23 protein-coding genes, 3 tRNA genes and 5 pseudogenes are annotated in these 25612 nt (G+C 42.5%); 25 read left to right on the forward strand and 6 right to left on the reverse strand.

From position 1 onward, the window contains the following. The first annotated feature begins 335 nt into the window (after positions 1-335). From msrB to TT11_RS14810, 4 genes and pseudogenes are all read left to right on the forward strand, one after another. Positions 336-760 (forward strand): annotated as a pseudogene (msrB, locus tag TT11_RS14795) (peptide-methionine (R)-S-oxide reductase MsrB). A gap of 137 nt (positions 761-897) precedes the next feature. After that, positions 898-1383 (forward strand): glutathione peroxidase, encoded by a 486-nt coding sequence (locus TT11_RS14800; RefSeq protein ID WP_261870994.1) that lies wholly within the window; start codon positions 898-900, stop codon positions 1381-1383. 226 nt (positions 1384-1609) lie between these two features. Further along, a tRNA-Val gene (locus TT11_RS14805) sits at positions 1610-1685 on the forward strand. A gap of 37 nt (positions 1686-1722) precedes the next feature. After that, a tRNA-Asp gene (locus TT11_RS14810) sits at positions 1723-1799 on the forward strand. A 374-nt stretch (positions 1800-2173) separates the two neighbouring features. Here TT11_RS14810 and TT11_RS14815 read toward each other — a convergent pair. After that, positions 2174-2917 (reverse strand): rhodanese-like domain-containing protein, encoded by a 744-nt coding sequence (locus TT11_RS14815; protein WP_261870995.1) that lies wholly within the window; start codon positions 2915-2917, stop codon positions 2174-2176. Then, complete coding sequence (locus TT11_RS14820) at positions 2914-3522, reverse strand: MBL fold metallo-hydrolase (protein ID WP_261870996.1); 609 nt, start codon at positions 3520-3522, stop codon at positions 2914-2916. The genes TT11_RS14815 and TT11_RS14820 overlap by 4 nt, the downstream gene beginning before the upstream one ends. 354 nt (positions 3523-3876) lie before the next feature. On the opposite strand from TT11_RS14820, the gene TT11_RS14825 reads away from it, so the two are divergent. The 4 genes and pseudogenes from TT11_RS14825 to TT11_RS14840 all read left to right on the forward strand — a co-directional run bounded on the left by TT11_RS14825 (position 3877) and on the right by TT11_RS14840 (position 6835). After that, a complete protein-coding gene (locus TT11_RS14825; RefSeq protein WP_261870997.1) occupies positions 3877-4239 on the forward strand; it encodes a helix-turn-helix transcriptional regulator in 363 nt (120 codons plus the stop codon). Between the two features lie 44 nt (positions 4240-4283). Next, a complete protein-coding gene (gene arsC / locus TT11_RS14830; protein ID WP_261870998.1) occupies positions 4284-4691 on the forward strand; it encodes an arsenate reductase (glutaredoxin) in 408 nt (135 codons plus the stop codon). After that, positions 4678-5450 (forward strand): annotated as a pseudogene (arsH, locus tag TT11_RS14835) (arsenical resistance protein ArsH). Before arsC ends, arsH begins: the two are co-directional and overlap by 14 nt. 67 nt (positions 5451-5517) lie before the next feature. Then, a pseudogene (locus tag TT11_RS14840) lies at positions 5518-6835 on the forward strand (arsenic transporter). 504 nt (positions 6836-7339) lie between these two features. Here the strand turns inward: TT11_RS14840 and TT11_RS14845 are convergent. Together TT11_RS14845 and TT11_RS14850 are read right to left on the reverse strand one after the other, a co-directional pair. Continuing rightward, positions 7340-7415 (reverse strand) — tRNA-Asn (locus tag TT11_RS14845). A gap of 256 nt (positions 7416-7671) precedes the next feature. Beyond that, a pseudogene (locus tag TT11_RS14850) lies at positions 7672-8875 on the reverse strand (pyridoxal phosphate-dependent aminotransferase). Between the two features lie 565 nt (positions 8876-9440). Here TT11_RS14850 and TT11_RS14855 point away from each other — a divergent pair. The 6 genes from TT11_RS14855 to TT11_RS14880 all read left to right on the forward strand — a co-directional run bounded on the left by TT11_RS14855 (position 9441) and on the right by TT11_RS14880 (position 14693). After that, complete coding sequence (locus tag TT11_RS14855; RefSeq protein WP_261870999.1) at positions 9441-10193, forward strand: SDR family NAD(P)-dependent oxidoreductase; 753 nt, start codon at positions 9441-9443, stop codon at positions 10191-10193. A 48-nt stretch (positions 10194-10241) separates the two neighbouring features. Then, positions 10242-10487, forward strand: a complete 246-nt coding sequence (locus tag TT11_RS14860; protein WP_261871000.1) for an FAD-dependent oxidoreductase — start codon at positions 10242-10244, stop codon at positions 10485-10487. After that, positions 10450-10956, forward strand: a complete 507-nt coding sequence (locus TT11_RS14865) for a hypothetical protein (protein WP_261871001.1) — start codon at positions 10450-10452, stop codon at positions 10954-10956. The genes TT11_RS14860 and TT11_RS14865 overlap by 38 nt, the downstream gene beginning before the upstream one ends. After that, the gene (locus TT11_RS14870) at positions 10910-11980 is read left to right on the forward strand and encodes an NAD(P)/FAD-dependent oxidoreductase (RefSeq protein ID WP_261871002.1); all 1071 of its coding nucleotides are present in this window, start codon (positions 10910-10912) and stop codon (positions 11978-11980) included. The genes TT11_RS14865 and TT11_RS14870 overlap by 47 nt, the downstream gene beginning before the upstream one ends. An 84-nt stretch (positions 11981-12064) precedes the next feature. Then, a complete protein-coding gene (locus tag TT11_RS14875) occupies positions 12065-13126 on the forward strand; it encodes a DUF1365 domain-containing protein (RefSeq protein ID WP_261871003.1) in 1062 nt (353 codons plus the stop codon). Between the two features lie 115 nt (positions 13127-13241). Then, on the forward strand, positions 13242-14693 hold the full coding sequence (locus TT11_RS14880) for a cyclopropane-fatty-acyl-phospholipid synthase family protein (protein ID WP_261871004.1): 1452 nt from the start codon (positions 13242-13244) through the stop codon (positions 14691-14693). Between the two features lie 101 nt (positions 14694-14794). Here TT11_RS14880 and TT11_RS14885 read toward each other — a convergent pair whose 3' ends face one another. After that, positions 14795-15967, reverse strand: a complete 1173-nt coding sequence (locus TT11_RS14885) for an MFS transporter (RefSeq protein WP_261871005.1) — start codon at positions 15965-15967, stop codon at positions 14795-14797. 108 nt (positions 15968-16075) lie between these two features. Here TT11_RS14885 and TT11_RS14890 point away from each other — a divergent pair, with 108 nt between their 5' ends. The 6 genes from TT11_RS14890 to TT11_RS14915 all read left to right on the forward strand — a co-directional run bounded on the left by TT11_RS14890 (position 16076) and on the right by TT11_RS14915 (position 20235). Further along, positions 16076-16978, forward strand: a complete 903-nt coding sequence (locus TT11_RS14890; protein ID WP_261871006.1) for a LysR substrate-binding domain-containing protein — start codon at positions 16076-16078, stop codon at positions 16976-16978. Positions 16979-17017: 39 nt separating this feature from the next. Beyond that, complete coding sequence (locus TT11_RS14895) at positions 17018-17428, forward strand: DUF2177 family protein (RefSeq protein ID WP_057760908.1); 411 nt, start codon at positions 17018-17020, stop codon at positions 17426-17428. A 213-nt stretch (positions 17429-17641) separates the two neighbouring features. Continuing rightward, entirely contained in the window at positions 17642-18142 is a 501-nt protein-coding gene (locus TT11_RS14900) for an acyl-CoA thioesterase (protein ID WP_261871007.1), read from the forward strand. Between the two features lie 93 nt (positions 18143-18235). After that, a complete protein-coding gene (locus tag TT11_RS14905) occupies positions 18236-19069 on the forward strand; it encodes an IS5 family transposase (RefSeq protein ID WP_261871008.1) in 834 nt (277 codons plus the stop codon). 178 nt (positions 19070-19247) lie between these two features. Further along, the gene (locus tag TT11_RS14910; RefSeq protein WP_261871009.1) at positions 19248-19505 is read left to right on the forward strand and encodes a hypothetical protein; all 258 of its coding nucleotides are present in this window, start codon (positions 19248-19250) and stop codon (positions 19503-19505) included. Positions 19506-19524: 19 nt separating this feature from the next. Next, a complete protein-coding gene (locus tag TT11_RS14915; protein WP_261871010.1) occupies positions 19525-20235 on the forward strand; it encodes a cation diffusion facilitator family transporter in 711 nt (236 codons plus the stop codon). Between the two features lie 255 nt (positions 20236-20490). On the opposite strand, the gene dps is transcribed toward TT11_RS14915, so the two are convergent. Then, complete coding sequence (gene dps / locus TT11_RS14920; protein ID WP_201579771.1) at positions 20491-20973, reverse strand: DNA starvation/stationary phase protection protein Dps; 483 nt, start codon at positions 20971-20973, stop codon at positions 20491-20493. A gap of 593 nt (positions 20974-21566) precedes the next feature. Between dps and uvrB the strand changes: the two are divergent. The 5 genes and pseudogenes from uvrB to TT11_RS14940 all read left to right on the forward strand — a co-directional run. Further along, positions 21567-23352: pseudogene (gene uvrB / locus TT11_RS14925) on the forward strand (excinuclease ABC subunit UvrB); the annotation flags it as partial. Beyond that, on the forward strand, positions 23332-23553 hold the full coding sequence (locus TT11_RS17520) for a UvrB/UvrC motif-containing protein (RefSeq protein ID WP_370587872.1): 222 nt from the start codon (positions 23332-23334) through the stop codon (positions 23551-23553). The pseudogene uvrB and the gene TT11_RS17520, both read left to right, overlap by 21 nt. A gap of 310 nt (positions 23554-23863) precedes the next feature. Continuing rightward, complete coding sequence (locus TT11_RS14930) at positions 23864-24163, forward strand: hypothetical protein (RefSeq protein WP_261871011.1); 300 nt, start codon at positions 23864-23866, stop codon at positions 24161-24163. Beyond that, positions 24135-24917, forward strand: a complete 783-nt coding sequence (locus TT11_RS14935) for a histidinol-phosphate transaminase (protein ID WP_261871012.1) — start codon at positions 24135-24137, stop codon at positions 24915-24917. Before TT11_RS14930 ends, TT11_RS14935 begins: the two co-directional genes overlap by 29 nt. Positions 24918-25217: 300 nt before the next feature. Continuing rightward, positions 25218-25595: a hypothetical protein gene (locus tag TT11_RS14940; RefSeq protein WP_261871013.1), complete on the forward strand. Its 378-nt coding sequence runs from the start codon at positions 25218-25220 to the stop codon at positions 25593-25595. Positions 25596-25612 lie beyond the last annotated feature (17 nt).

Below are 25612 nucleotides of genomic sequence, written 5' to 3' on the forward strand. Positions count from 1 at the left end.
GATTTTACAATCAGCTTTATTAGTATTTGCAAGTATATCTTGCAATTAACGTTTGGCTTATGTTCATACGGCTCTAAATCTCTTATATAGACTATAAAATGTATGGGTATCAAAATTACATCTTTACCCATTATTATCTAAAATTAGTTTGCTATATTTGACTCAGTTAATCTCGTCAATCATGCTATCTATCTTACAATATAGAGAGTACTTTTCTTATATATGTCTTGAATAGTGCGTCGATAACCAACAGATAGAGCACGTCGTTCTCATAATCATATGGCGATAAAATAGTTACCGAGATTAGATAATAAATACTCGAATAAGGATAAATTATGCAAGACAATCAACTAAGCAAAGAAGAAATCAGCCAGTTGACTGAAGCTGACTGGAAAGAGCGTTTAACCGCTGATGAGTATCATATTATGCGTGAGAAGGGCACTGAACGCCCATTTACAGGTGTATATAATGATGCGACCGATGATGGCGTTTACCGTTGTAAAGGCTGCGGTGCAAGCTTGTTTGACTCAAGTAATAAATTTGATGCGAGCTGTGGTTGGCCAAGTTTTGATCAAGGTATCGATAACAGCGCGATTGAAGAGCACGTCGATAACTCGCTAGGCATGACTCGTACCGAAGTCACTTGCAGCAACTGTGGCGCACATTTGGGCCATGTATTCCCTGATGGTCCTACTGAGACAACAGGCATGCGTTATTGCATCAATCAGTATCTATTGATTTAGATAAGTCTGAGAAGTAAGTAGTCTAAGTAGTATTAGAAACGTGAAAGGGAAGTACAAGGTGCTTCCTTTTCAATAGTTTTATTATGTGTATGATAGAAAAAGAAGTAGTGCATAGACACTCAAAACAATAAAAACCTCAATTTAAGGATAAATGATGAGTACAATTTATGATTTTACGGCTGAGCGCATGGATGGTAGCTCACAAGCCTTTTCAGATTATCAAGATAAAGTATTATTAATCGTCAATACTGCAAGCAAATGTGGATTTACGCCGCAGTTCGAAGGCTTAGAGTCGCTATATCAACAGTATAAGGATCAAGGACTGGTAGTTATCGGTTTTCCTTGTAATCAATTTGGTAGCCAAGACCCAGGTAGCAATGACGAGATTGGTGCGTTTTGCCAAAAGAATTATGGTGTCAGCTTTCCGATGATGGCAAAGACCGATGTTAATGGCGCAGATGCTCATCCTATCTATGAATGGCTCAAAGAACAAAAGAGTGGCGTGCTGACTGATGGTATTAAGTGGAATTTCACCAAGTTTCTAGTCGATAGTAAAGGTCAGGTTATTGACCGCTATGCACCAACGACTAAGCCAGAAGCCATCAAAAACGACATCGAGCAAGCACTAGCCAATAAATAAGCATTAAATCTAAAAAACATTGGTTTTGTATGAAAATATAAAATCAATAAAAACAAATGCTTGCTAGACATTCTAATAAAAGTCGAAAAAAATATCTAAAAAAAGTGGTAAATATTGTTTGACACCCAACAGTAAATCTATATAATACACACCCACAGCAACGGAGCTTAGTGACAAACTTAAGAGCTCGGTTGATGTTGAATAAATTGCCTAGCAATTGTTCGAAGGGTGATTAGCTCAGTTGGTAGAGCGTCTGCCTTACACGCAGAATGTCGGCGGTTCGAATCCGTCATCACCCACCACTTCTTAGCAAGTGGCTAAACAAGCTAAGAGACCTAAGCAGCGGTAGTTCAGTTGGTTAGAATACCGGCCTGTCACGCCGGGGGTCGCGGGTTCGAGTCCCGTCCGCTGCGCCATATTTAAAACGAATTTAAACTGTTAAGTTTAAGCAAGTTTCGCCTCAAGCATTAGATTGTTTGAGGTTTTTTTTGTGTCTGTTTTTTTTATGTATCTATGTTTTATGAGTGATAAGTCAGGTAAGGAAATACAGTAAGAATTAGAATCTAGAGCCATGACTTATATTTACTCAAGTCATATCACTTAAAAGTCAGCTAAAACGACAACCCTTCTTTTATATCAGTCTTATACTGAGTAAAAGAAAGGTCGTCGTACTTGTTTTAGGTATAGCATGTCTTAGTTACAGTACTCTTTGGTGGCTTTACTTGGAACTCATTATCTAACACTTGAGATGCGTTTTAGCTCATTGTAGATTTTAGTTAAGGGTAAAGAGTTACTCATGCGTTGCTTGCCATGCACCCATTGACCCTAGATAGATATCAATGTGCTCAAAACCTCGACTAGCGAGCCATCCTGCTGCTATCGTTGCCCGAGCACCACTGGCACACATCAAGGTGTAGTGGCGACTTTGGTCAAGCTCATGCCAACGCTCGTTCAGATGACCAACATAGATATGCTGTGAGCCTTCGATCGCATTGGTATTTCTCTCATCGATATCGCGTACATCGAGCAACGTCCAGTTCTGAGCATTATTAAGACGACTTTCTACCTCGTTTGTATCGATCATAGGGGTTTGCTGCATCTGTTCCCCTTTGGTAGCGGCAGGGACGACACCCACATAGCCACCTATAACATTATCAAAAGCAATACGTACCAGATGCTCCATCGCAGTTGCCAGTTGCTCTTCATCAGAGGCAATCAGTGCCAAGCTTTGTCTTTCTTCAATAAACCATCCAGCAAACGCAGGTAGCATATTGACAGGTAAGCTCATAGAGCCGGGCAAGTGTCCTGACGCATATGCCATGGGTTCACGAATATCGATGAGATGATCAGCATCGCAGTCATGCAGTTGTTTGAGCGAAAGGTTACGCGGACGCATAACGACTGGAGGTGCTTCACCACCTTCCATGTTGAGGCGCTCCATCAATCTGAAGTAGGGCGGCTGATAATGGTTTTCGCTAGTCTTGAAGTCAATAAATGTCTCACGATCGGTAATCTGTAAGCGTGGGTTGTTCATTCTTTCGTGACCGACGGTAGAAACTCACGTTCTGCCATACCTGAACCACAGACGGAGCCAGCACCATGAGCCGGATAAATAATCGCCTGATCACCGAGCGCTAAAATGTCTTGTAATGAGTCATAAAGTAGACCTGCAACTTCTCTACGACGCTCAGGATAGAAGTCAGTACGACCGACATCACCTACGAATAGCGCATCCCCAGTAAAAACGCCAACCGCCTTATCTGGGTACGCTGTGTCAAACAGCGCATAAGCCAGGTGATCATCGGTATGACCAGGCGTTTCTAAGACACGGATTTCTAATTGGCCAATTGAAAAGCAATCACCATTACGTGCGGTCTCAGCGTAGACAACAGGTTGTTCTGGATTGGGTCCATGCAAAACTATTGCTCCTGTCATTGCAGCCAAGATAGGTGCGCCAGAAACCAAATCCTCATTACGATGTGTCTCAAAAATATGAGTGATTTCAAGCCCTGCTGCACGCGCCTTTTCTACATATATTGCGCAGTCACGACGTGGGTCAATTACCGCTGCTTGACCACTAGAGCCTACCAAGTAAGATAAGTGCGAAAGTCCAGGTGTCTTAATTTTCTCTAGTAGCATGGTCATTTCCTTATTGTTGTTTTAATCATAATAGTTATTTTAATCAGGTTTATTGGCAGTACAGAGCGAGAGCTATCAGCCAAATCTAGTTTTACTGTGCATAAGCTTGCATTCAATCTAGCATGAACTTATAAGTGTCATCAATATACAATAACATATATTAAACTTGTTATTTACATAAGACTAAACGTAGAGAATTTTAGGTTAAAGAGGTGAAGTGATCATTATTTCCACTATTTAGTTAATTGCTTTTACTTGTTGATATATATAGTTTAATCACATAGATGTATCTCTTTAGAATAAAAATATCTGTAAAACATTGAATTATTTTAATATGTCTGTATTATTGGACATATGGAAATAACTAATGCTATCGCAAGCTTTGCTGCGCTCTCTCAAGATACTCGTTTAAAGGCTTTTAAGCTGCTAGTCAGCCACGAGCCTGAAGGCCTACCTGCGGGCGAAATAGCCCGTCAGCTCTCTGTTCCTCATAACACAATGTCAGCCCACTTATCGGTGCTAGCACGGGCAGGATGGGTGGTCTCACAGCGTCATAGCCGACAGATTATCTATCGTGCTTCGCTATCACATATGGATAACGTCATTCAGTTCCTGTTGCAAGATTGCTGTGCGGGACATCCAGAATTGTGTGCGTCACTCATGGATAGCCTGAGTAGCTGCAGCGTAAATGAGTCTGCTGAGCAAAGTAACGATTAAACCAATTATCATTTCAATAAATACATAAAATAGGTGTAAAAACTATGAAGCCATTAATCTTTCATAATCCTAAATGCGGAACCTCTCGTAATACGCTTGCCATTATTAAAGCGTCAGGTGAAGAGCCAGAAGTGGTGGAATATCTGAAAAATACACCAACCCGCGACCGTTTAGTTGAGCTATTGGCACAAATGCAGATTTCGCCTAGAGAGCTATTAAGAAGCAAAGAAGCTATCAATGATGAGCTTGGTCTAGATAATCCTGAGTTGTCTGACGATCAAATTATCGATGCTATGATTGCGCATCCTATTTTAATCAACCGTCCTATCGTGGTGACTGATAAAGGCGCTGCTCTATGCCGCCCGTCAGAGCGTGTGTTTGAATTGCTAGCCAATCCAGTAAATAGCTTCACAAAAGAAGACGGCGAGGTTGTTACTCATGACAAACACTGAGGTTGACCAAGCATTGGCAGTTGATCCTACTGTTTCGCCAGAATTTAGCTTAGACGACTTACCCAATATTGATATAGATAATCTTCAGCCTATCGATATTGAGTCTTTGGTTGCGCCAAATGACTCACGTCATCCGCCAAGAATACTAGTGCTATACGGTTCTGTCCGTGCGCGCTCATTTTCTAGATTGGCCGCTGAAGAGTCTAGCCGATTGCTACGTTGGTATGGTTGTGAAGTAAAAATGTTTGATCCATCCGGCCTACCATTGCCTGACGATGTAGACTCAGACCATCCTAAAGTGCAAGAATTGCGGGAGTTGGCGCAGTGGTCAGAAGGCATGCTGTGGTGAGTCCAGAGCGTCACGGTAGTATTACCAGTATTATGAAAGCGCAAATCGATTGGATACCGCTGTCCCTAGGTGGCGTGCGTCCAACTCAAGGTAAAACCCTAGCACTGATGCAAGTCAGCGGCGGTAGTCAGAGCTTCAATACAGTCAATCAGATGCGTATTCTCGGGCGCTGGATGCGGATGATTACTATCCCCAACCAATCCTCGATACCCAAAGCGTTTTTGGAGTTCAACGACGACAATCGCATGGATATGTCTCCGTTATATCTGCGTCTTGTCGATGTCTGTGAGGAGCTAGTGAAGTTTACTTGGCTCACACGCGGACGTTCAGATTATCTCACTGATCGTTATTCAGAACGCGTTGAGAGTGCTGAAGAACTATCGAGCCGCGTCAATCAAAAATCGATCTAACCTCCTAATCGATCTAATTTCCTATATTAAATCGGCTGAATAAAATCAGCTTAAGTAAGGTCGTACAATGCTTGCATTTGCTATTTTTGTGGTCACTTTAGTCTTAGTTATTTGGCAACCTAAAGGATTGGGCATCGGCTGGAGCGCCATGGGTGGTGCTTTAGTCGCGTTAGCGCTTGGCGTCGTGCAGTTATCAGATGTGGGTATCGTCTGGGATATTGTCTGGGATGCGACCTTTACTTTTGTGGCGCTGATTATCATCTCGCTTATCTTAGATCGGGCAGGGTTTTTTTGGCTGGGCCGCATTGCACGTGGCACGTCTTGGCAATGGGCAAGGGCGCTTGTTGTTTCCGATGATTGTCATATTGGGCGCCTTTATTTCTGCCTTTTTTTGCCAATGATGGTGCTGCGCTATTACTAACCCCGATTGTCATTGCTATCTTGCTACGTCTGAAATTTTCGCCACCATCAGCTTTAGCATTTATCATAGCGACTGGTTTTATCGCTGATACGGCAAGCTTGCCATTGGTCACCTCAAATTTAGTCAACATTGTCAGTGCCAATTATTTCGATATTGGCTTTGGTCGTTATGCGGCGGTAATGGTACCGGTCAATATAGTGTCTGTATTAGCGACGCTACTGGTATTGTGGATTGTCTATGCACGTCATATTCCAAAAACCTACTCAACTAGCGAGCTAAGCGCTCCAGAATCTGCCATTACCGATCCATTAGTATTCCGAGCTGCTTTTCCACTATTAGGCTTGCTACTGGTCGCCTACTTTGCAACAGAGCCGTTGGGGCTGCCTATTTCACTGGTTACAGGTATCGCTGCTGTTGCACTAATGGCAATCGCTGGTCGCATATGGCAAGGCGGGCGTGGTGCGGTGGTCTCTGTGAGCGATGTAGTACGCAAGGCGCTTGGCAAATCGTACTATTCTCAATCGGTATGTACTTGGTGGTATATGGTTTGGGTAATGCAGGACTTACTGCCTATGGGGCGCAAGTACTCAACTGGTTGGGACAACAAGGTGCCGTCATTGCTACGGTTGGAACTGGGTTCTTATCCGCCATAGTCGCGTCTGTTATGAATAATATGCCAGCCACCTTAGTCGGTGCGCTTGCGATTGATCAAGCACAAGTACCTGCTGCAACGCGAGAGCTAATGATTTATGCCAATGTCATTGGTAATGATTTGGGCCCTAAGTTTACGCCGATTGGTAGTCTGGCTACTTTACTATGGTTACATGTGTTGGCAGAGAAGGACTACAAAATCAGCTGGGGGCAGTACATAAAGATTGGTCTACTGATCACGCCGCCTGTGTTGTTAGTGACACTGTTAGCATTGGTATTTTGGTTGCCAATGCTAACAATGTTGCCAAGCTAAACTAGACAATAGAAAACTTGCTATAGTAATATTCTATCGTGACAATGATATTCATTTTTAAATATCATTGTCATAATCAAGTATGAGATAAAGTAGTGATTAGCGCTTATCAAAATGGCAAAATAGATAACCAATATTAGGGTCTGTTGAACATTCAAATATTAGGACTGCTGATCGCTAAAATCGCATCAAACTAGGCGTAAACCGACGATAATATCGAGACCTTAACTAGGCTTGCAACAACGTTTGAGGTGATTTTAGCATCAGCCTTTCAGGACAGGGCTATTTTTTTGCCAATACATGGCGAAATTGTCTAACCTAGAACGACTAGGCGTCAAAAATTTCACTGCGTATTGTCTAAAAAAATAGTCACTGCCAGTACCACATTTGAATGTTCAACAGAACCTAAATGATACGCATAAAAAAACCTCATCAAATTGATGAGGGTTTTGGCAAATGCCATAATTGAATCAAAGTTGACTCAAGAAATTTACTACTAAAATGTGGCTCTCCAACCTGGGCTCGAACCAGGGACACACGGATTAACAGTCCGTTGCTCTACCAACTGAGCTATTGGAGAATAGGCTGTAAGTGTTTAATCGCTTACAACGAGCCTTAGAAGTCTCTAACGAGTTCTTGCTAAGTGGGGCGTATTCTAGCAAAGTTAAAAAATACGTCAAGCCTTTTTTTTGCATAATTAGTAAAAATTGTCATTTTAATGATGAGATAGCGTGTTTTTCCTAATTATGTCTAAGACTCTCGCAAAAAAGACGCCCTATAGAGTGTATAGGGCGTCTTTTTAATGAACAGCGGTAAGACTCGTTGCTATTTACGATTTATTCAGCAACGTCTAAATCAGCCACTGCTTTTTCGATACGTGATAGTGCATCTTTCAATGTTGCCTCATCAGTAGCGTACGAGATACGCATATAGCCGCCAAGACCGAATGCATCGCCAGGTACGACTGCCACGCCTACTTTGTCCAATAACCATGCTGAGAATTCAGTACATGATGACAGGCCAGCCGCTTTGATAAGCGGTACGATATTTGGATACACATAAAATGCGCCATCAGGACGCAAGCAAGTAATGCCCTTAATAGCATTTAGACCATCTACGACTAGGTCACAGCGCTTCTCAAAAGCGGCTACCATCGGCTCTAGTACGCTCTGATCACCACTGATAGCGACTTCCGCTGCCACTTGGCTGATTGATGTTGGGCATGAAGTAGACTGTGACTGTACCTTTTTCATCGCGCCGATTAGCTTAGCAGGGCCACCCGCATAACCGATACGCCAGCCTGTCATCGCATACGCTTTAGACACACCGTTCAAGATGATGGCACGATCTTTTAGCTCAGGTGCTGCGTTTAAGATATTGTAGAACTTATCGCCTGTCCAGCGGATGTGCTCGTACATATCGTCTGAAGCTACATAAACTTGTGGATGCTTTTTTTAATACTTCAGCGATGGCCTTTAGCTCATCTAATGTATAAATCATACCCGTTGGATTCGATGGGCTATTTAATACCAACAATTTAGTCTTGTCAGTGATTGCTTCTTCTAGCTGCTCAGGAGTAATTTTGAAATCTTGTTCAGCTGGGCATTTGACGATGACTGGCACGCCTTCTGCAATGATAACCATGTCAGGATAGCTGACCCAATATGGTGCTGGATGATGACTTCGTCGCCAGGATTGATAAATGCTTGAGCAAGGTTAAAGAACGACTGCTTACCGCCGACCGATACTAATATTTCATTTGGCTCATAGCTGATGTCGTTGTCGCGCTTGAATTTCTCGATGATGGCTGTTTTTAGCTCTGGCGTACCATCGACAGCCGTATATTTAGTAAAGCCATCATTGATTGCATCGATTGCTGCTTTTTTTGATGTGTTCAGGGGTATCAAAATCAGGTTCACCAGCGCCCAAACCGATAATATCTTTACCAGCTGCTTTTAGCTCTTTGGCTTTATTGGTAATCGCTAGCGTAGGTGATGGTTGGATGTTGTTGACGCGGTCAGACAGTTGCAACTCGCTCATGAGAGATCCTTTTTTTTATATGAGGGTGGGGTTGGTGAAAATCTGATATTAATTATATAACGTTTTCATTGCTATCAGGACAAGATGTCAGACAGTTTAAGAAAAGATAGCGTCATCTTACCGTAATACGGCGGTCATTCGACTATAGATGATGGTGATGATGCTTCGGCAAACGACGCGATTGCTAGTTTTTGCATTAGTTTTTGCATTGTAGCATGCTGATATTGAGCTGTCTTACGACGCTAGTAACAGAATATTGTGTCGTTGCTTGTGATAGCAGGGTATTTGTGAAAATGACAAATAACACGCTGAGATTAAGCTTAAGCCTAGACGATTGCGAAGACACAACAATAAACCTGTAGCCGACCACTATAATTATTTAGATTTGTTAAATAAAATGGCCTATAGCTTAATGAAATGCGACCAATGATATTTGTGAAAAATAACAATAATAGCTAGCTGTTATCAAAGGTCTAAATTTTTATTAAGCAATCAGTTCAAGAGCATTAATTCCATATTATGAAAATACTTAAAAAGATAAGAAGACTCAAAAAGGATATTTACGATGACAGATTCTACTGAAAAATTACATATTCTCATTACTGGGGCGACGTCGGGCATTGGTAAGCAGTTGGCAAAAGACTATCTGCTAGCAGATCATCATGTATATGCAGTCGGCCGTGACGACGAAGCGTTGGCTGAGCTTAAGACGTTAGGCGCAAAAACGATTGATTTAGACTTAATGGATCGAGAAAAGGTCATCGAAGCTTTTGAAAAAATCGACAATGTCGATCTAGCAATTTGCGGTGCTGGCATGTGCGAGTACTTAGATATGCCGAACTTTGATAGCAGTGTGTTTATGAAAGTGATGTCAGTAAACATGGGTACCTTATCGCATGCGATCGAAGGAGTGCTGCCAAAGCTAATCGCTTCAAAAGGTCGCTTGGTCGGTATCGGTTCAGCGTCTGCTTATGTGCCTTTTGCGCGCGCTGAGGCCTATGGTAGTTCAAAAGCTGCTATCCATTATCTGATGAAGACCTTACAGATTAGCCTTGCTCCGCATGATGTGTCAGTTAGCTTAGTCGTACCTGGTTTTGTTGAGACACCGATGACCAAACAGAATGACTTTCCGATGCCATTTATCCAGACGCCAGCGCAGGCCAGTAAAGCCATACGCGACGGTATCGAAAGTGGGCATGAGGTGATTGAATTTCCAAAGAAATTGACTATGCCTTTAAAAGCATTGGGCACGTTGCCTGATTTGGTCTGGCAGCAAGTTAGTGAAAAACTTAATAAAAAAATAATCTACTATCAATAGAACTCTTAGCCATCATATCGACAGAAAAATATAGAAGGGAATGCTTTTATGCCGTTTACTCGTTTCAAGCGTGCAAGTAACCAAAAGATTGCTACTAATGCTGCAACAGACTCTGACCATCAGACTGCCCAAAAACGTATCGCTATCATCGGCTCAGGTGTATCAGGACTGACATGCGCCCATTATCTAGGCACGCAACATGATGTGACGGTATTTGAAGCCAATGATTATATCGGCGGGCATGTAAACACGATTAATGTGGCTTTACAAGACGGTAAAAAAAGCAAAGAGTAGTAATGTAGAGAGTAGTGCGATAGATACAGGGTTTATTGTTTTCAATGAGCGCACATACCCGAACTTCTTTCGTTTGCTGCATGAGTTGCAGGTGCCATTTCAGGCAACGGACATGAGTTTTTCTGTCAAAAATACTGCACGTCATTTTGAATACAATGGTCATACGCTTAATACTTTATTATCACAGCGTAAAAATGTACTCAATCCAAAATTCTGGCAGTTTATCAAAGATATCTTGCAGTTTAATAAGCATATCAAACAGCTACGCCAAGATTATGATAGCGCACGCTCTCAAGGGCAAGATATCAGTAGCTTTGCAGAGCAAACGCTTGGCGGTTATTTGACGCAAAAGAAATACGGTCAGCTGTTTACCGATAACTATCTATTGCCAATGGTCTCGGCTATATGGTCAACCAGTCTAGATGAAGTACAAGATTTCCCACTGGTATTTTTTTGCACAATTCTTTGACAACCACGGGTTGCTAGACGTGGTCAATCGTCCGCAGTGGTTTACGATAAAAGGCGGTTCAAAACAGTATGTCAATAAACTGATTCCACGCTTTATCAAAGCGGGTGGCAAGATACGAGTCAATAGCCCAGTACAATCTGTGGTTCGTGATGGTGAGCAAGTAACTTTGACAGTACAGAATGCTTTGACAGTGCAGGATAAAGGTAACGCTGACAACCGTAGCGAAAAAATTGTATTCGATGAGGTTATATTTGCTTGTCATGCAGATACTGCGCTAAAGATTTTAAAGGATGCAAGCACCGATGAATCTGAAGTATTAGGTCATTTTCGCTTTACCAAAAACACGGCTGTATTGCACACCGATACCAGTGTTTTACCTAAGAAACCACTTGCATGGGCAAGCTGGAATTACTTAATAGATGAAACAAACTCAGGCAATACTAAGGATGAGCAAGCGTCTGGAAACGCACAAGTACCTGCAAAGCCAGTGCTGACTTATCATATGAATATCCTGCAACGCTTGACCAAAAAACACAATTATTTGGTCACCCTAAATCCAGCTGTAGACAACAAAAGCGTCGATGATAAGCAGATAATTAAGAGCATTGATTACAGTCATCCAGTATTCGATCTTGCGATGATTGAGGCACAGACTAAATGGTCGAGTATCTCTGGTAACGGTTCGCACACGCATTTCTGCGGAGCCTATTGGTTTAATGGCTTTCATGAAGATGGCGTACGCAGTGGATTACGCGTCTGTCAGGCGCTTGGGCTTGATATTGATATAAAAGACGAGGTTGATCCAGCTCATTTACCTGACGCTGATAGCGCGCATACGCCTTTCCGTTATAAAGACTTACCTATAAAAGCGGATACCAAATTACGTAGACTGAACAAGCGTGAAGTAACCACAGCGACAACCAATCAGGAGCTGGTCGAGTATGCTAATCGTTTGCAGAGTTCAACTGCTGATACGAGCCAATATAAGAAGCGTGGCTTATTCGGTCGCCGTAAAACCAAATGATATGACGATTAATGCCGTTATGTATTCTAAGTGTTTTGAAAGATTCGCTATATAAAAAGTACGCCGTTACCCAAGAGACTATTTATGACCACGTCCGCTCAAGATACCAATGCTATGCCAAGTCATGAGTATTCTTATGATACCACTGCATTGCCGCATCAGCTGTTTGAGGGTACGACATGGCACAGTCGGCTGCTACCTAGTGTGAATAAATTCGTCTACCCTTATCGCTATTGGGGCATCAATATTAGCGCACTAGCGGCAGGACAGGAACTTCCTGAAATTAGTACAGCAGCATTTGATGAGAGTAAGTTTTTAGAAAAATTACCATTACGTACAGTGTTACCAAAAAAGCTACTAGCAAAAGGTCTACCTCTATTTTCAGCAAAGAAAAAGGCGCTACAACGTTTCTGTGCTGATGACTATTTACAGCATATTGAGCTACAGCATACTGACCTACAGAGTACCAATAGCCTAAGTAATAATGAAAGCCTAAATGACAATGAAAACATAAGTAACAATAAAAATATTGATAGCAATTTGCGGTCTAATCAAGCATTGAAGCAGCGTCTAAGCCGAGCATTCGAGAAATATGCGGGGAGCGCACCTGAAGGCGATATGTTGGGACTGCTTATCTGCCGTAATGCGGGCATGTACTTTAGCCCAGTTAATTTTTACTTAGGGTTTGATGCGCAGCAAACGCCAACTCATCTATTGGCTGAAGTGTCTAATACGCCATGGGACAAGCGCCATTACTACGGGTTTTTGTTAGAAGGAGAGGATACTGATTTTTGTCATGACAAGGACTTTCACGTATCACCTTTTAACCCTATCGATCAGCTGTACCGCTGGCAAGTTACGGTAAAACGTACAAAGACAGACGAGCAATCTAATACTGGATTACAAGTGCGTATCGCTATCAATATCAGTGATGAGCGCGGTGAAGTGCTAAAAACTGGTATAAAGATATCAGGGGTGCCAATGACAGAAGATGCCGTTCGTCATAGCTTGCGAAAAAACCCTCTGATGAATATGACATCATTAACCCGTATTTATTGGCATGCGTTCAAGCTCTATGCGATTAAAAAGGTGCCGTATATCAACTACGATGAAAAATTGGCCGACAGTCAACAGAAAAGCAGCTAGCAGTATCGAACGCAAAAGATGTCTTATATTTACAGCAATCTTAAATATCAACAATCTAAAAATCTCGTTAATGTACTACTAAAAAATAAAGCATTTAAATAAGGATAAATACACGATGCCAGCACGACCGACCGATCGAGCACCAGTCACAAAACTAGAAAAATTAACTGCTCGTGTGAGCAAAGTGGTTAATGAAAGTGCTGTACTACAGCCAGTCAGCAATAGTGTGAATCACTTAGCGAGAAAGCTTATCTTTCGTGCGTTGCAGCACGTTCAGTTTGGTAGCCTCACGCTGATTGAAACATTTGATGAGCAGGAACCTAAGACAAGTAGCTTTGGCAAAGTAGCTACTAATGATGCTAGTAGCTCGGCGGTTGGTCGCCATTCGCTACATGTGACGTTACAGATTCATGATCCTGCTGTTTATCGTCAGCTATTACTTGGTGGCTCTATCGCGCTAGCAGACAGCTATATCGATGGTGAATGGGATACGGATGATCTAACAGGTTTGATTCGGTTGGCAGCTCGTAACTTGGCTGTATTGAATAAACTAGAGAATCGTTTTGCTGGTATTAGTAAAGCATTTGAAAAAGCGAAGCATCAGCTACGTAGTAATGACAAATCTGGCTCCAAATCCAATATCCTAGCGCATTATGATTTGGGCAACGATATGTATGAGCGGTTTTTGGACGATACGATGATGTACTCATCAGCAGTCTATCCTACGCCTGACGTGACGCTTAGCGATGCGCAACAGCACAAACTGTCGCTCATATGCCAACGTTTGCAGCTCAGTGCGGATGATAATGTGATCGAAATTGGTACAGGGTGGGGCGGTTTTGCTATCTTTGCGGCCAAACACTACGGCTGCCATGTGACCACCACGACTATCTCTGATGCGCAATATGACGAGGCGCAACGAAGAGTCGAGGCAGCAGGATTGTCTGACAAAATCACACTGCTCAAACAAGATTACCGCGAGCTGACAGGTCAATATGACAAGTTAGTCAGTATCGAGATGATTGAAGCGGTGGGGCATGAGTATCTACCGACTTTCTTTGCCAAGTGTAATAGCTTGCTCAAGCCGACAGGTCTTATGGTATTGCAGGCCATCACCTTTAATGATCAAAATTATCAAGACTATATCGACTCGGTTGATTTTATCCAAACGCATATTTTCCCAGGTGGTTGTCTGCTCTCAAACCAAGAGCTGACGACCCAATTTACTGAGCAGACCGATATGGTCGTCAAACAATTGCATGATTATGGTTTTGATTATGCGTACACGCTGCGTGACTGGCGTGCTGCATTTATGGCCCAGCGTGCAGAGATTCAAGCGCTTGGCTATGACGATGCTTTTATCCGCCTATGGCAGTTTTACTTTTGCTATTGCGAAGGTGGGTTTTTGGAGCGCACGATAGGTGTGGTACAAGTTACTGCGGTGAAGCCTAACAATATCGATACGCTACATTTTTCTGATTTGCCATCTGCCGTCTTAAATCATAAAACGGTTTTGAACGATGAGACATTTAGTGAAGAAGATAGAACAGACACCGCATCAGTATAAGTCTAATCATATAGATATGGTTTGCTTATGACATTAATAGGGTCTCATACTGCACAAACAGTTTGGGACCCATGTGTTGAGAGGTTGTACATCGAAAGGTTCTACGATGCTGGCAGGGCACGCTTATCACGTAGACCTGAATAGCGTGTGACCGCTAGTGCCATTAAAGAAATAACAGCACCGATCCAAGCTGTGTCTTGTAATGACATATTTTCAACCACGCTACCACCGATGATTGAGCCCAGTGCAATACCGATATTGAATGCAGCAATGTTCAATCCAGAGGCAACATCGACGGCATTTGGCGTATATTTTTCAGCTTGCTTAACCACGTAGATTTGTAGACCTGGTACATTACCAAAGGCGAAAGCACCCCATACTAGAATAGTTAGCACTGCGGCAATCTTGGACTGCATAGTAAAGGTGAACAGTAAAAGAATGACACTTAGGGCACTAAATATAATGCTAAGCGCACTAATAGGGCCACGTTTATCTGCAAGTTTTCCGCCCCAGATATTACCAATAGCAACGGACACGCCATATACGAGCATGATGAGCCCAATGGCTGATGGTGCAAATTTGGTTTGCTGCTCTAAGATAGGTGCTAGATAGGTAAATGCCGTAAACGTACCGCCATAACCAAGAATAGTCATGAGATAAACCAGCAGTAACTGTGGTTTTACAATGACTTGTAGTTGCTCTTTGAACGTTGCAGGGATAGATTTTTTTAGGTTTTTCGGTACTAATATTGCGCTACCAATTAAAGCGATTAAACCTAGTACTGAGACGACCAAAAACGTAGCGCGCCAACCGAAATGTTGTCCAATCCATGTGCCAAGGGGTACGCCAGTGACGAGCGCCACAGTAAGTCCTGTAAACATAATGGCAATTGCGCTAGCTTCTTTTTCTTTACTAACAAGGCTAGTAGCAATCATGGAACCAATAGAGAAAAACACACCATGCGCCAGACCGGTCAGTATACGGGCGAGTATCAAGGTTTCATAACTGGGTGCTTGCCAAGCCAGCAAGTTGCCGATGACAAACAGACCCATTAGGCTCATCAGTACTATTTTGCGATTCCAGCGGCCAGTGAGTGCGGTAAGTATAGGGGCACCGATGGCGACACCGACGGCATATAGACTAACGAGCAACCCTGCGGAAGGCAAGCTCACGCCGAGATCGGCGGCAATAGTTGGCACCAATCCAACGATGACAAATTCGGTTGTCCCAATTGCAAATGCGCTTAGAGTAAGCGCCCATAAAGCGAGTGGCATAACGACATCCTAATAATTAAATGATGCGCGTAGTTTGACCGATTTATAGTTTGCAAAAAACAGCACAAATGACAAAATACCTTTGTCAATTTTGTAAAGGTAATCATGATGATGGGACATGCTAAAACAGAAGACATAGAGATATTTTTGACGGTAGTAGACACGGGTAGCTTTACTGGCGCTGCCAACTTATTGAATCAGCAAGTAGCTAAAGTATCTCGTGCAGTGTCCAGACTCGAAGATACACTGCAATGCACGCTGCTAAATAGAACGACACGGCGCTTGGAGCTGACGGAGGAAGGGCATGTCTTTATAAGATATGCGCGTGAGAGTTTAAATACGTTATATACCGGTGAAGAGGCGATTAAGCTGTTAAAGCAAGCGCCGAGTGGCCATCTACGAATTGACGCCGCGAGCCCGTTTGTCTTTCATCAACTGACGCCTTTGGTTGGTGGTTTTGTGGCGCAATATCCACATATCACTCTCGACCTTACCTCGCATGACAATATTATCGATTTGCTTGAGCACAAAACGGATCTGGCTATCAGAATTGGCGATTTAAAAGACTCAAATTTGCATGCACGTCTATTAGGTAAAAGTAAGCTGCGGCTAGTATCCAGTCCTGAATATTTACATCAGTATAATGAAGTGACTCATATTGAGGATTTGAATATTGATAATTTGAGCACCCATAAGTTAATTGGCTTTAACGATGCGTCAAAACTAAATAGCTGGCCACTAAAAACACCAGTTAAACTGAATTTCCACATGACAGCCAGTAGCGGCGAGACCCTGCGTCAGCTATGTTTAAATCACCAAGGTATCGCTTTATTGTCACATTTTATGATTGGTGAAGATTTGAAATCTGGACGATTGGTTGAGGTATTGCCCGAGGCGATAGTCAGACCAAATAACCGCGAAGCCATACAGGCGGTATATTACAAAAACAGTGCCGTATCTTCGCGTATTCTGGCATTTTTAGACTTTATTCAACCAAGACTGACACTATAAATTTTATCCGTTTTTATTCATTTTATAAGAGGTAATATCATGGGTTACGTTTTTATTTATCTCGCTGCTGTGGTTATCTTTTTGGGTGTCGATGCTGTATGGCTAACGACCATGAAAGGCGCCTTTTATGAGTCGCGTATCGGGCATCTATTGGCTGATGAGCCAAACATGATGGCGGCTGGCGTGTTTTATATGTTTTATATATTGGCGCTTTGTATTTTGGTTCTGTATCCGCAAATCAAAGCAGGTGCATCGGTTGGTCATATTTTCTTACTCGGCGGGCTGATTGGCTTGATGGCTTATGGAACATACGACTTTACCAATTTAGCACTGTATAAGGGCTTTACGCTAGATACAGCGTTGGTAGATTTTGTTTGGGGTGGTATTTTGACCGGTTCGGTTAGCGCCATAGTAGCTTGGCTTGCGTATCGTTTTCACTGGTTAAGCTAATGCTTATATCTTGGCCTATATAACGCTGTTTAAATAGCCCTGATTTACACAATTTAGACTGTCCAATGACAGAGGTCTGTTTGTGCTATACGGCGACCTGCTGTATAAATGGTAGACATAATAAATAAGTGTTAACCCATTAAGGAATATTATGCCGCAATACAATACCAGCTCCACTGCCAAAAAAAAGCCCCATTAAACCACGAGCTATATATGTCAGTACTGATGACACCTGATATGGCGAATTTCATTGGCAATGTGCATGGTGGGGATTTGCTCAAGATGCTTGATCAGGTCGCTTATGCTTGTGCCAGTCGCTATAGTGGTAACTATGTGGTGACACTGTCTGTCGATCAGGTGATGTTCCGTGAGCCGATATATGTGGGCGAGCTGGTTACTTTTGCCGCCAGTGTCAATTATGTTGGTAATACTTCAATGGAAGTAGGTATCCGCGTCGAAGCAGAAGATGTGCGCGGTCGTACCGTCCGTCATACCAACAGTTGTTACTTTACGATGGTGGCTATCGATGACAATGGCAAACCAACCTCCGCACCGCCACTCGATATCAAAAACAAGATGCAGCAATGTCGAGCTGATGCAGCTAAAGAGCGAAAGAAGCTGCGTATGGAAAGCTCGCATCGTCCAAGTTGCGACTTCGAGGAGATTAACAAGCAGTTTGGCGAGAACGAAGAGTATAACGAAAGAGAAAAATAGCCCTAGTTATTTAGAACTAGCTAAAATTAGACCTCTTGCAAAAGTAGTTGTAATACACAACGTATATCATTGAACTCTACTTACTTAATAGATATGCCAAACATAGATAAGCTACTCAAACAAAGTGACGCTGGTTTTAAACGCTACACTGGCATTCATAAAACCACCTTTTATGACATGCTTGAGGCCATGGAAGAGCATGAAGCATCTAAGACCAAATCAGGTAGACCAAGCGTGCTCAGTCTTAAGGAGCAGATATTACTGGCCCTTACTTATTGGCGTGAATACCGCACGCTTTATCATATCAGTATGGACTTTGGTATTCATGAGTCTTCTGCTAGCCGTATCATTCGTAAAGTAGAAGACATGCTGATTGACTCTGGCAGGTTTGAATTGCCTAAAAAGTTGCCTAGTCGCGTCGATGAGGACATCAATTGGTCAGTCGTCATTGTCGATGCCACCGAAACCCCAATTGAGCGTCCAAAAAAAACCAAAGAGACTACTACAGCGGCAAGAAAAAAACAACACACCTTAAAAGCGCAGGTTATCGTTCATTGGCAAACCGGTTTGATACTTGATGTGCAAACCTGTAAAGGGTCAATCCACGATTTTAAGCTATATAAAGATACTTGTCCTGATTGGTTACCTGAGAACACTAACTATCTAGCAGACAGTGGTTATCAAGGGTTAGCAAAGCTACATAACCAAACTTTCACACCATTTAAGAAACCTCGTGGTGGTCAGTTATTGGAGATATGCAAACAGGCCAATCACTATCTGGCAAAGTTCCGTATTGTGGTTGAGCACAAAATAGGCTTAATCAAGTTGTTTAAAATCGTGGCTCATAAATATCGCAACCGTCGTCAGCGCTATGATCTTAGAATGAAGCTGTTTGCTGGTATCATTAATTCCGAGCTTAAACTATGACTTTTGCAAGAGGTCTATTGTATAAAGTTGTCCAGTTTTATTGAATTAATAATTCATACAACGACTCACTAAAAAGACACTGTTATTGTAGAGCGCTTATTTTAAGCTGATGTATGTTTCAAGCCATTTATCTACGGCAAAAATTCTACTATCAATACGTTATTTCAGTGAGTCTAGCATGAGTCTAAAGCCATCTATTGCTAATCCCCAGCGTCATTTACCAGCCTCTCCTAAGGCGCAAACACCTCGCGCGCGTGGGGCGGGCAATCCTAAAATTCCAAATGACCCTGAATTAAAACATACCCTTAATCAAAGCCCTGAAACCAATGATGAGCATTCAGGCTCACTGATCACTGTGTTAATTGCAGTCGGGGCCAATCTAGTTATTGCAATCGCAAAAACCGTTGCCGCCTTTATGACAGGCTCAGCTCCATGATTGCAGAGGCAGCTCACTCATGGCAGATGCTGGTAATGGTACTTTGCTCATCGTCGCAGAAAAAAAATCTATCAAACCTGCTGATAAAAGCCATCCGTTAGGCTACGGCAAAGAGTCTTACGTTTGGTCGATGATTGCGGCTTTCGGTGTATTTACGGCAGGTTCGATTGTCTCTATCTATACCGGTATTAAGGAATGGAACGCTACTGAGTCTGAGGCTAACTATACGATTGGCTTTATCGTATTGGCAGTAGCGTTTGTGCTCGAAGGGATCTCATTGATTCAGGCATACAGACAAAGTAAAAAGCATGGTGAAGCGCTCGATATCAGTGCACTTGGCTATGTCGTAGATACGTCCAACCCAACGTTGCGCGGCGTATTCTTTGAAGATTTAGCAGCAGTCATCGGTTTGGTGATTGCCGCTGCTGCTATGGGGATGCACGCTTATACGGGCGAACCATATTGGGATGCGTTAGGGTCTATCATCGTCGGTCTACTACTGGGTGTCGTCGCCATATTTTTGATCAGTCGTAACCGAGATTTCTTAGTCGGGCATAGAGTCACTGACCGGATGCACGAATACGTTTTGAGCGAGCTGCTGAATCATCCAGATATCGATAGTGTGTCTTACCTGCACTTAGAGTGGGTCGGCCCAAAAAAAGATATTTATGGTGGCGGCAGTAGATATCGCAGGCAATCAAAAAGAAGAGCATATCGCTCAGAAGTTTGAAGAGATTGAAAATTTATTTAGAGGTAACCCAGTCTTTCAAGAGGCTATCTTGACGCTGTCCGAACCTAACGCTGAGCTGCTAAGTTTAGAGAATATTTAATCTGAGGGTTTGATGGATTGAATATGTAATACGTATGTCATATCGAATGCTTTTAAGTACGTTTGCTAAATTCAAAAACCTAGACACGAAAAAGCCGTCAACTATGACGCTTTTTTATAACTCTAGTGCTTAGTGACTAGTCAAATTGAATGCTATTATTTCTTTGGTGCGTTTGCACCGATGAACCATGCGTCTTTATCAACGATACGGCTAGCTTCTGTAAATAAGTCAGCGGTGTCTTCATCACCTGCATCGCCAGCTGTGGCAATTGCTTCGCGCAATGTCTCTGCGACTTTCTTATAGCGGCTAGTTAACTCACGTACATGCTGATCTACCTCAGTGATGTCGGTTGGATAATCATCTAGGATAGACTCTTTGACTACGCGACTTGCCAAACCGTTTGGTTGACCACCTAGGATTACAATACGCTCCGCGATGGTATCTGATACTTCAAGGATACGCTCTGATGTTTCATCTAATAACTGATGCACACCGATGAAGCCAGTACCTTGTAGATTCCAATGGCACTGTTTACCATCTAAGGTTAAATCGATAACGTTTGCTAGGTTAGCGTTTAGCAAATCAATCATTTTTTTCGCAGTTTCGTCTGAAATACCACTTGCGTAACGTTCTCTCATATTTTACTCCGTCATTTATTTAAAATTATTATATTGAATGAAAGTTCAATGTATTTTTATTGGTCTTCTATTCGATGACAAGCAAGTTACAGCTAATGATACGAATTGCTATAAAGCTATTTGTTCACTAGTACTGAAAAGTCATCAACTTGTTAATTCAAGAACGATAATAGCAGCTTAATTCAGTGTTGGAACCCTTGAGTGTTAGGCTTTGTTAGGTGGTCGTGTAACGAGTTTGTTAACCGTGAAAAGCTTTGTAAATTTATCGAATACTGTGTGCGTTTTTTTATAACGATGTAAGTTTTATCCGCTACTATTAAGCCTTAACTTTTAATAAATCTTACCTTTATATACTCATATTTTGGGCAACGAGAGAGCGTTTCGACTATAGGATAAGACTCCTTATTCTCCTTTAAAAACCGCTGCTCAGACCCCATATTGTTATAAACCTTAAGAAGAAGAAAACCATTATGCGAATGCCTGAACCGCGCTCATCGCGTCAGTTAAATCAATTGGCCACTCAGCTCCAAGGCGAAGCTGAAATTAGTGGTGTTAATGCGTCAGGGACGCAAATATCAAGTCGTGCCTTTGAGATGGTGACTGACTTTGAGCCAGCAGGCGACCAGCCGCAAGCCATCAAAAAGCTAGTTAACGGTATCAATTCGGACATGGACGAGCAGTTGCTACTAGGTGTGACTGGTTCTGGTAAGACCTATACCATGGCAAAGGTCATCGCTGAAACTCAGCGCCCAACCATTATTATGGCGCACAACAAAACGCTAGCGGCTCAGCTATATGGTGAGTTCAAATCGTTTTTCCCTAATAATGCGGTCGAATATTTTGTCAGTTACTATGACTATTATCAGCCAGAAGCGTATGTTGCTGCTAGTGATACCTTTATCGAAAAAGACAGCGCTATTAACGATCATATTGATCAGATGCGCCTTTCCGCACGCGTGCCTTGTTAGAGCGTCGCGATGCGATTATCGTCGCTTCGGTATCTTGTATCTATGGTTTGGGTGATCCAGAAAGTTATCTAAAAATGCTATTGCATGTCGTTGTGGGCGATAACATCGACCGTACGGCGACCATCAAGCGTTTGGTTGAGATGCAATACACGCGTAACGAGCTAGATTTTGGCCGTGGTACGTATCGCTTGCGTGGAGAGCTGTTAGATATCTATCCTGCTGAGTCTGAGCAGCTAGCCGTACGTGTGCATTTATTCGATAACGAGGTTGAGAAGATTACGTGGTTTGATCCTTTAACGGGTAAGACAGTACGCAGCGTGCCACGTATTACCATTTATCCAAAGTCGCACTATGTGACGCCGCGCAATAAGTTAGAAGCAGCTAGCCATACGATTCGTGCTGAGCTAGAGCCGCGTTTAGAATACTTCCGTGACAACAACAAACTGATTGAAGCACAGCGTCTCAAAGAGCGTACTCAGTATGACTTGGAGATGATCCAGCAGCTTGGTTACTGTAACGGTATCGAAAACTACTCACAGCATCTCTCTGGCCGTCCATCAGGAGAAGCGCCGCCGACGTTGTTTGATTATATTCCAGAAGATGCCTTGTTGTTCCTTGATGAGTCGCATGTGACGGTTTCGCAGATTGGTGCGATGTATAAAGGCGATAGATCGCGTAAAGAAAACTTGGTCAATTATGGTTTTAGATTACCAAGTGCGATGAATAACCGCCCGATGAAGTTTGAAGAGTGGAGCGTATCAAGCCCAAAACCATTTATGTTAGTGCCACGCCAGCGCTATATGAGCTTGAACACAGCGAGCAAGTCGTAGAGCAGGTTGTTCGTCCGACGGGTCTGATTGACCCTGAGATTGAGATACGTCCTGTCTTGACGCAAGTCGATGATGTGCTATCAGAGATTACCAAACGCCGTGAAAAGGACGAGCGTGTACTGATTACCACATTGACCAAGCGTATGTCGGAAGATCTGACCAGTTATCTTAAAGAGTATGATGTAAAAGTCGCTTATCTACATTCGGACATCGATACTGTTGAGCGTATGCAGATTATTCATGAGCTCCGTACTGGCGTGCATGATGTGCTGGTCGGTATCAACTTATTACGTGAAGGCTTGGATATGCCTGAGGTATCACTGGTAGCGATATTTGATGCGGATAAAGAAGGCTTTTTGCGTTCAGAGCGTTCGCTTATTCAGACCATTGGTCGTGCCGCGCGTCACTTAAACGGTAAAGCTATTCTCTATGCTGATCGCATTACGCCAAGTATGCAAAAGGCGATAGATGAGACGGATCGTCGCCGTGATAAGCAGATTGCTTTTAACCTTGAGCATAACATCACGCCAAAAGGTGCTCGCCGTAGTATCACAGACAAGATTGATACTGGTGAAAGTTTGGATGCCAATGACAATCAAGCTATCCCAGTTAAGAGTAACTTGCCAGATGTGGATATCAATATCTTGCGTAGTCCTGATCTGCTTGCCAAAGAAATCAAACGATTAGAGAAGCAAATGCAGCAAATGTCGCGTGATTTGAAGTTTGAAGAAGCAGCAAAAACGCGTGATAAAGTGCTTGAGTTAAAAGCACATTTAATCTGATAACTTGGGTCGAATATTGAAGCTAAAAAGAGGCTAAACAATAGCGAAGGTGAGGTGCTTGTTGAGTACCTCACTTTTTATGGTTTATTCAATATCGGAATGTGCAGAATACTTGTAATACTGCGCATTGCCACTTACCATATCCGCATAAATCTCACCACCCATATAATATTTCAAAAATTTAAGTCAAATGCTAACAAGCCGAGCATTTGTAATGCTCTATTTGGGCTAGGCTTGTTGTTCTCATAGACCACATTGTCAACATATAATAAATTTTTGGAATGGACATAATCTAGGCGTATTATTTACTGTGCTTACCAACAACTTAATAGAATTAAACTCTAACGAAAACTCACTCGGCATGTCAGATGCGGCCAAACAAGCCGTTGTCGACTCTTTAGACATCGGCTTTCGTTATCCCGATGACCAACGTGCGGCGCTGATTACCAAAGTCGCTGAGATAAACGGTGTGACAGAGAGCCAAATCTCACTGGGTAGTGGCTCTAGTGAAAATATTCGTACTGTCGTCCAAATGCTACAAAATCAAGCATTAGTAGCAGGCAAAAAAATTCCAAGTTATCGTGCCGCATCCAACCTTTGCCTATGCTGAGTTATACGCGACATCCGTCGATGTGCCTGTGGTAAAAGTACCGCTGACCACTGAAAATTATGCCTTTGACTTGCAAAGCATGCAAAAAGTCGCTGATGACTTTGACGGTATTAGCTTGTTTTATCTGTGCAATCCAAATAATCCAACGTCGACTATTACTGACACAGAAAAGCTCAAAGAATGGGTAGGGCATGCACCAAGTAACCATTACTTTTTATTAGATGAAGCTTATTCAGAGTATGTGACTGATCCAAGTTTTGAGAGTGGTGTCGCATGGATACGAGAGGAGTACTCAGAAAACATCGTTGTAGTGCGTACTTTCTCAAAACTATGTGCACTCGCGGGCATGCGTGTTGGCTATGCAGTAGCTAGCCCGCAAATGATAGCTAGATTAGAAGCATTTATCTCGATTGATAATACTAATTTGTCAGGTGCTGTAGCTGCGTTAGCGACTCTTGATGATGAAGCATTTCTAGCATTGAGCTTACGTACAGCCAATCAATCGCGTCAGCTGGTCGAGCAAACATTAGATGAGCTTGGCTTACGCTATTTGCCATCGCAGGCAAGCTTTATATTCCATGAAATAAAAGGCGATGTGCAAACCTATATCGATAGAATGCGCGAACATGGCATTGCTGTCGGGCGTGAGTTTGCGCCAATCAGTGGCTTTAATCGCTTAACACTTGGCAGACCTGATGAGATGGCAGTATTTGTAGAGGTACTCAAATCATTTCGTGAGAAGGGCTGGGTCTAACTCAGTTAGTCAATGGAGTTCGATAATAAAAAAGGGAAGTTGCTTATTGGTCGCTTCTTTTTTTGTTGAGTCTATTTTTCTGGTTCTGTTTCGTTGGGTCTATATCCCATTCAAAGTCAATCGCACATTTTTACCAACATCAAACGCAGTTTTACATATCGCACCTTAAATAATCTAGCACTATCTTATACGATAACTGAGTAAAGCATGACCCGTTAATCACGCAGATGAATACTGGGTAACAGTCACAGTGCTCGGCATGCTCACGTATCTTATAATTATAAAGTTAGGGATGTACCTATGTTCGATATCAAATCATTTTTTAAACGAGAAGTAGAGAAAAAGCTTATCAATGTAGATGACTATATTTTTATGCCAGAACGCGTAGAGCTGGAGATTGAAGGTGGATTATTAAATTGTGTGTTGAATAGTGATGGTCGCGTAGATATTTTTTATAGCAAAGACGGCGTGACTGAGGTGGGTTCAGCGTCGCGCAAACACCCATTTACAGCATTTGAAAAAGAGCTATATCATGGTATTTACGATGACGTGATTAATGATTTAATTAAGGAAGTAGATAAAATTATTGATAGCACCTCGAAGTATTTCCGTCGTAGCCAATCATTACCTTTTACGGCCTCTATAACTTCTCAAGCATCTGACACAAATAGATTTTAGGCTAATTAATTGAACTA

The organism is Psychrobacter sp. JCM 18901 (assembly GCF_000586435.1).
Taxonomy (GTDB): Bacteria; Pseudomonadota; Gammaproteobacteria; order Pseudomonadales; family Moraxellaceae; genus Psychrobacter.

What these genes read in the sequence shown, in the direction of transcription:
- arsC (WP_261870998.1), top strand. Translation starts at nt 4,284, where the DNA reads ATGAAGCCATTAATCTTTCATAATCCTAAATGCGGAACCTCTCGTAAT.
- TT11_RS14825 (WP_261870997.1), top strand. Translation starts at nt 3,877, where the DNA reads ATGGAAATAACTAATGCTATCGCAAGCTTTGCTGCGCTCTCTCAAGAT.
- TT11_RS14915 (WP_261871010.1), top strand. Translation starts at nt 19,525, where the DNA reads ATGGCAGATGCTGGTAATGGTACTTTGCTCATCGTCGCAGAAAAAAAA.
- TT11_RS14885 (WP_261871005.1), bottom strand. Translation starts at nt 15,967, where the DNA reads ATGCCACTCGCTTTATGGGCGCTTACTCTAAGCGCATTTGCAATTGGG.
- TT11_RS14820 (WP_261870996.1), bottom strand. Translation starts at nt 3,522, where the DNA reads ATGCTACTAGAGAAAATTAAGACACCTGGACTTTCGCACTTATCTTAC.
- TT11_RS14870 (WP_261871002.1), top strand. Translation starts at nt 10,910, where the DNA reads ATGAAGTACAAGATTTCCCACTGGTATTTTTTTGCACAATTCTTTGAC.
- TT11_RS14875 (WP_261871003.1), top strand. Translation starts at nt 12,065, where the DNA reads ATGACCACGTCCGCTCAAGATACCAATGCTATGCCAAGTCATGAGTAT.
- TT11_RS14855 (WP_261870999.1), top strand. Translation starts at nt 9,441, where the DNA reads ATGACAGATTCTACTGAAAAATTACATATTCTCATTACTGGGGCGACG.
- TT11_RS14880 (WP_261871004.1), top strand. Translation starts at nt 13,242, where the DNA reads ATGCCAGCACGACCGACCGATCGAGCACCAGTCACAAAACTAGAAAAA.
- TT11_RS14905 (WP_261871008.1), top strand. Translation starts at nt 18,236, where the DNA reads ATGCCAAACATAGATAAGCTACTCAAACAAAGTGACGCTGGTTTTAAA.
- dps (WP_201579771.1), bottom strand. Translation starts at nt 20,973, where the DNA reads ATGAGAGAACGTTACGCAAGTGGTATTTCAGACGAAACTGCGAAAAAA.
- TT11_RS14940 (WP_261871013.1), top strand. Translation starts at nt 25,218, where the DNA reads ATGTTCGATATCAAATCATTTTTTAAACGAGAAGTAGAGAAAAAGCTT.
- TT11_RS14800 (WP_261870994.1), top strand. Translation starts at nt 898, where the DNA reads ATGAGTACAATTTATGATTTTACGGCTGAGCGCATGGATGGTAGCTCA.
- TT11_RS14910 (WP_261871009.1), top strand. Translation starts at nt 19,248, where the DNA reads ATGAGTCTAAAGCCATCTATTGCTAATCCCCAGCGTCATTTACCAGCC.
- TT11_RS14890 (WP_261871006.1), top strand. Translation starts at nt 16,076, where the DNA reads ATGATGGGACATGCTAAAACAGAAGACATAGAGATATTTTTGACGGTA.
- TT11_RS14815 (WP_261870995.1), bottom strand. Translation starts at nt 2,917, where the DNA reads ATGAACAACCCACGCTTACAGATTACCGATCGTGAGACATTTATTGAC.
- TT11_RS14900 (WP_261871007.1), top strand. Translation starts at nt 17,642, where the DNA reads ATGTCAGTACTGATGACACCTGATATGGCGAATTTCATTGGCAATGTG.
- TT11_RS14895 (WP_057760908.1), top strand. Translation starts at nt 17,018, where the DNA reads ATGGGTTACGTTTTTATTTATCTCGCTGCTGTGGTTATCTTTTTGGGT.
- TT11_RS14865 (WP_261871001.1), top strand. Translation starts at nt 10,450, where the DNA reads ATGTGGCTTTACAAGACGGTAAAAAAAGCAAAGAGTAGTAATGTAGAG.
- TT11_RS14860 (WP_261871000.1), top strand. Translation starts at nt 10,242, where the DNA reads ATGCCGTTTACTCGTTTCAAGCGTGCAAGTAACCAAAAGATTGCTACT.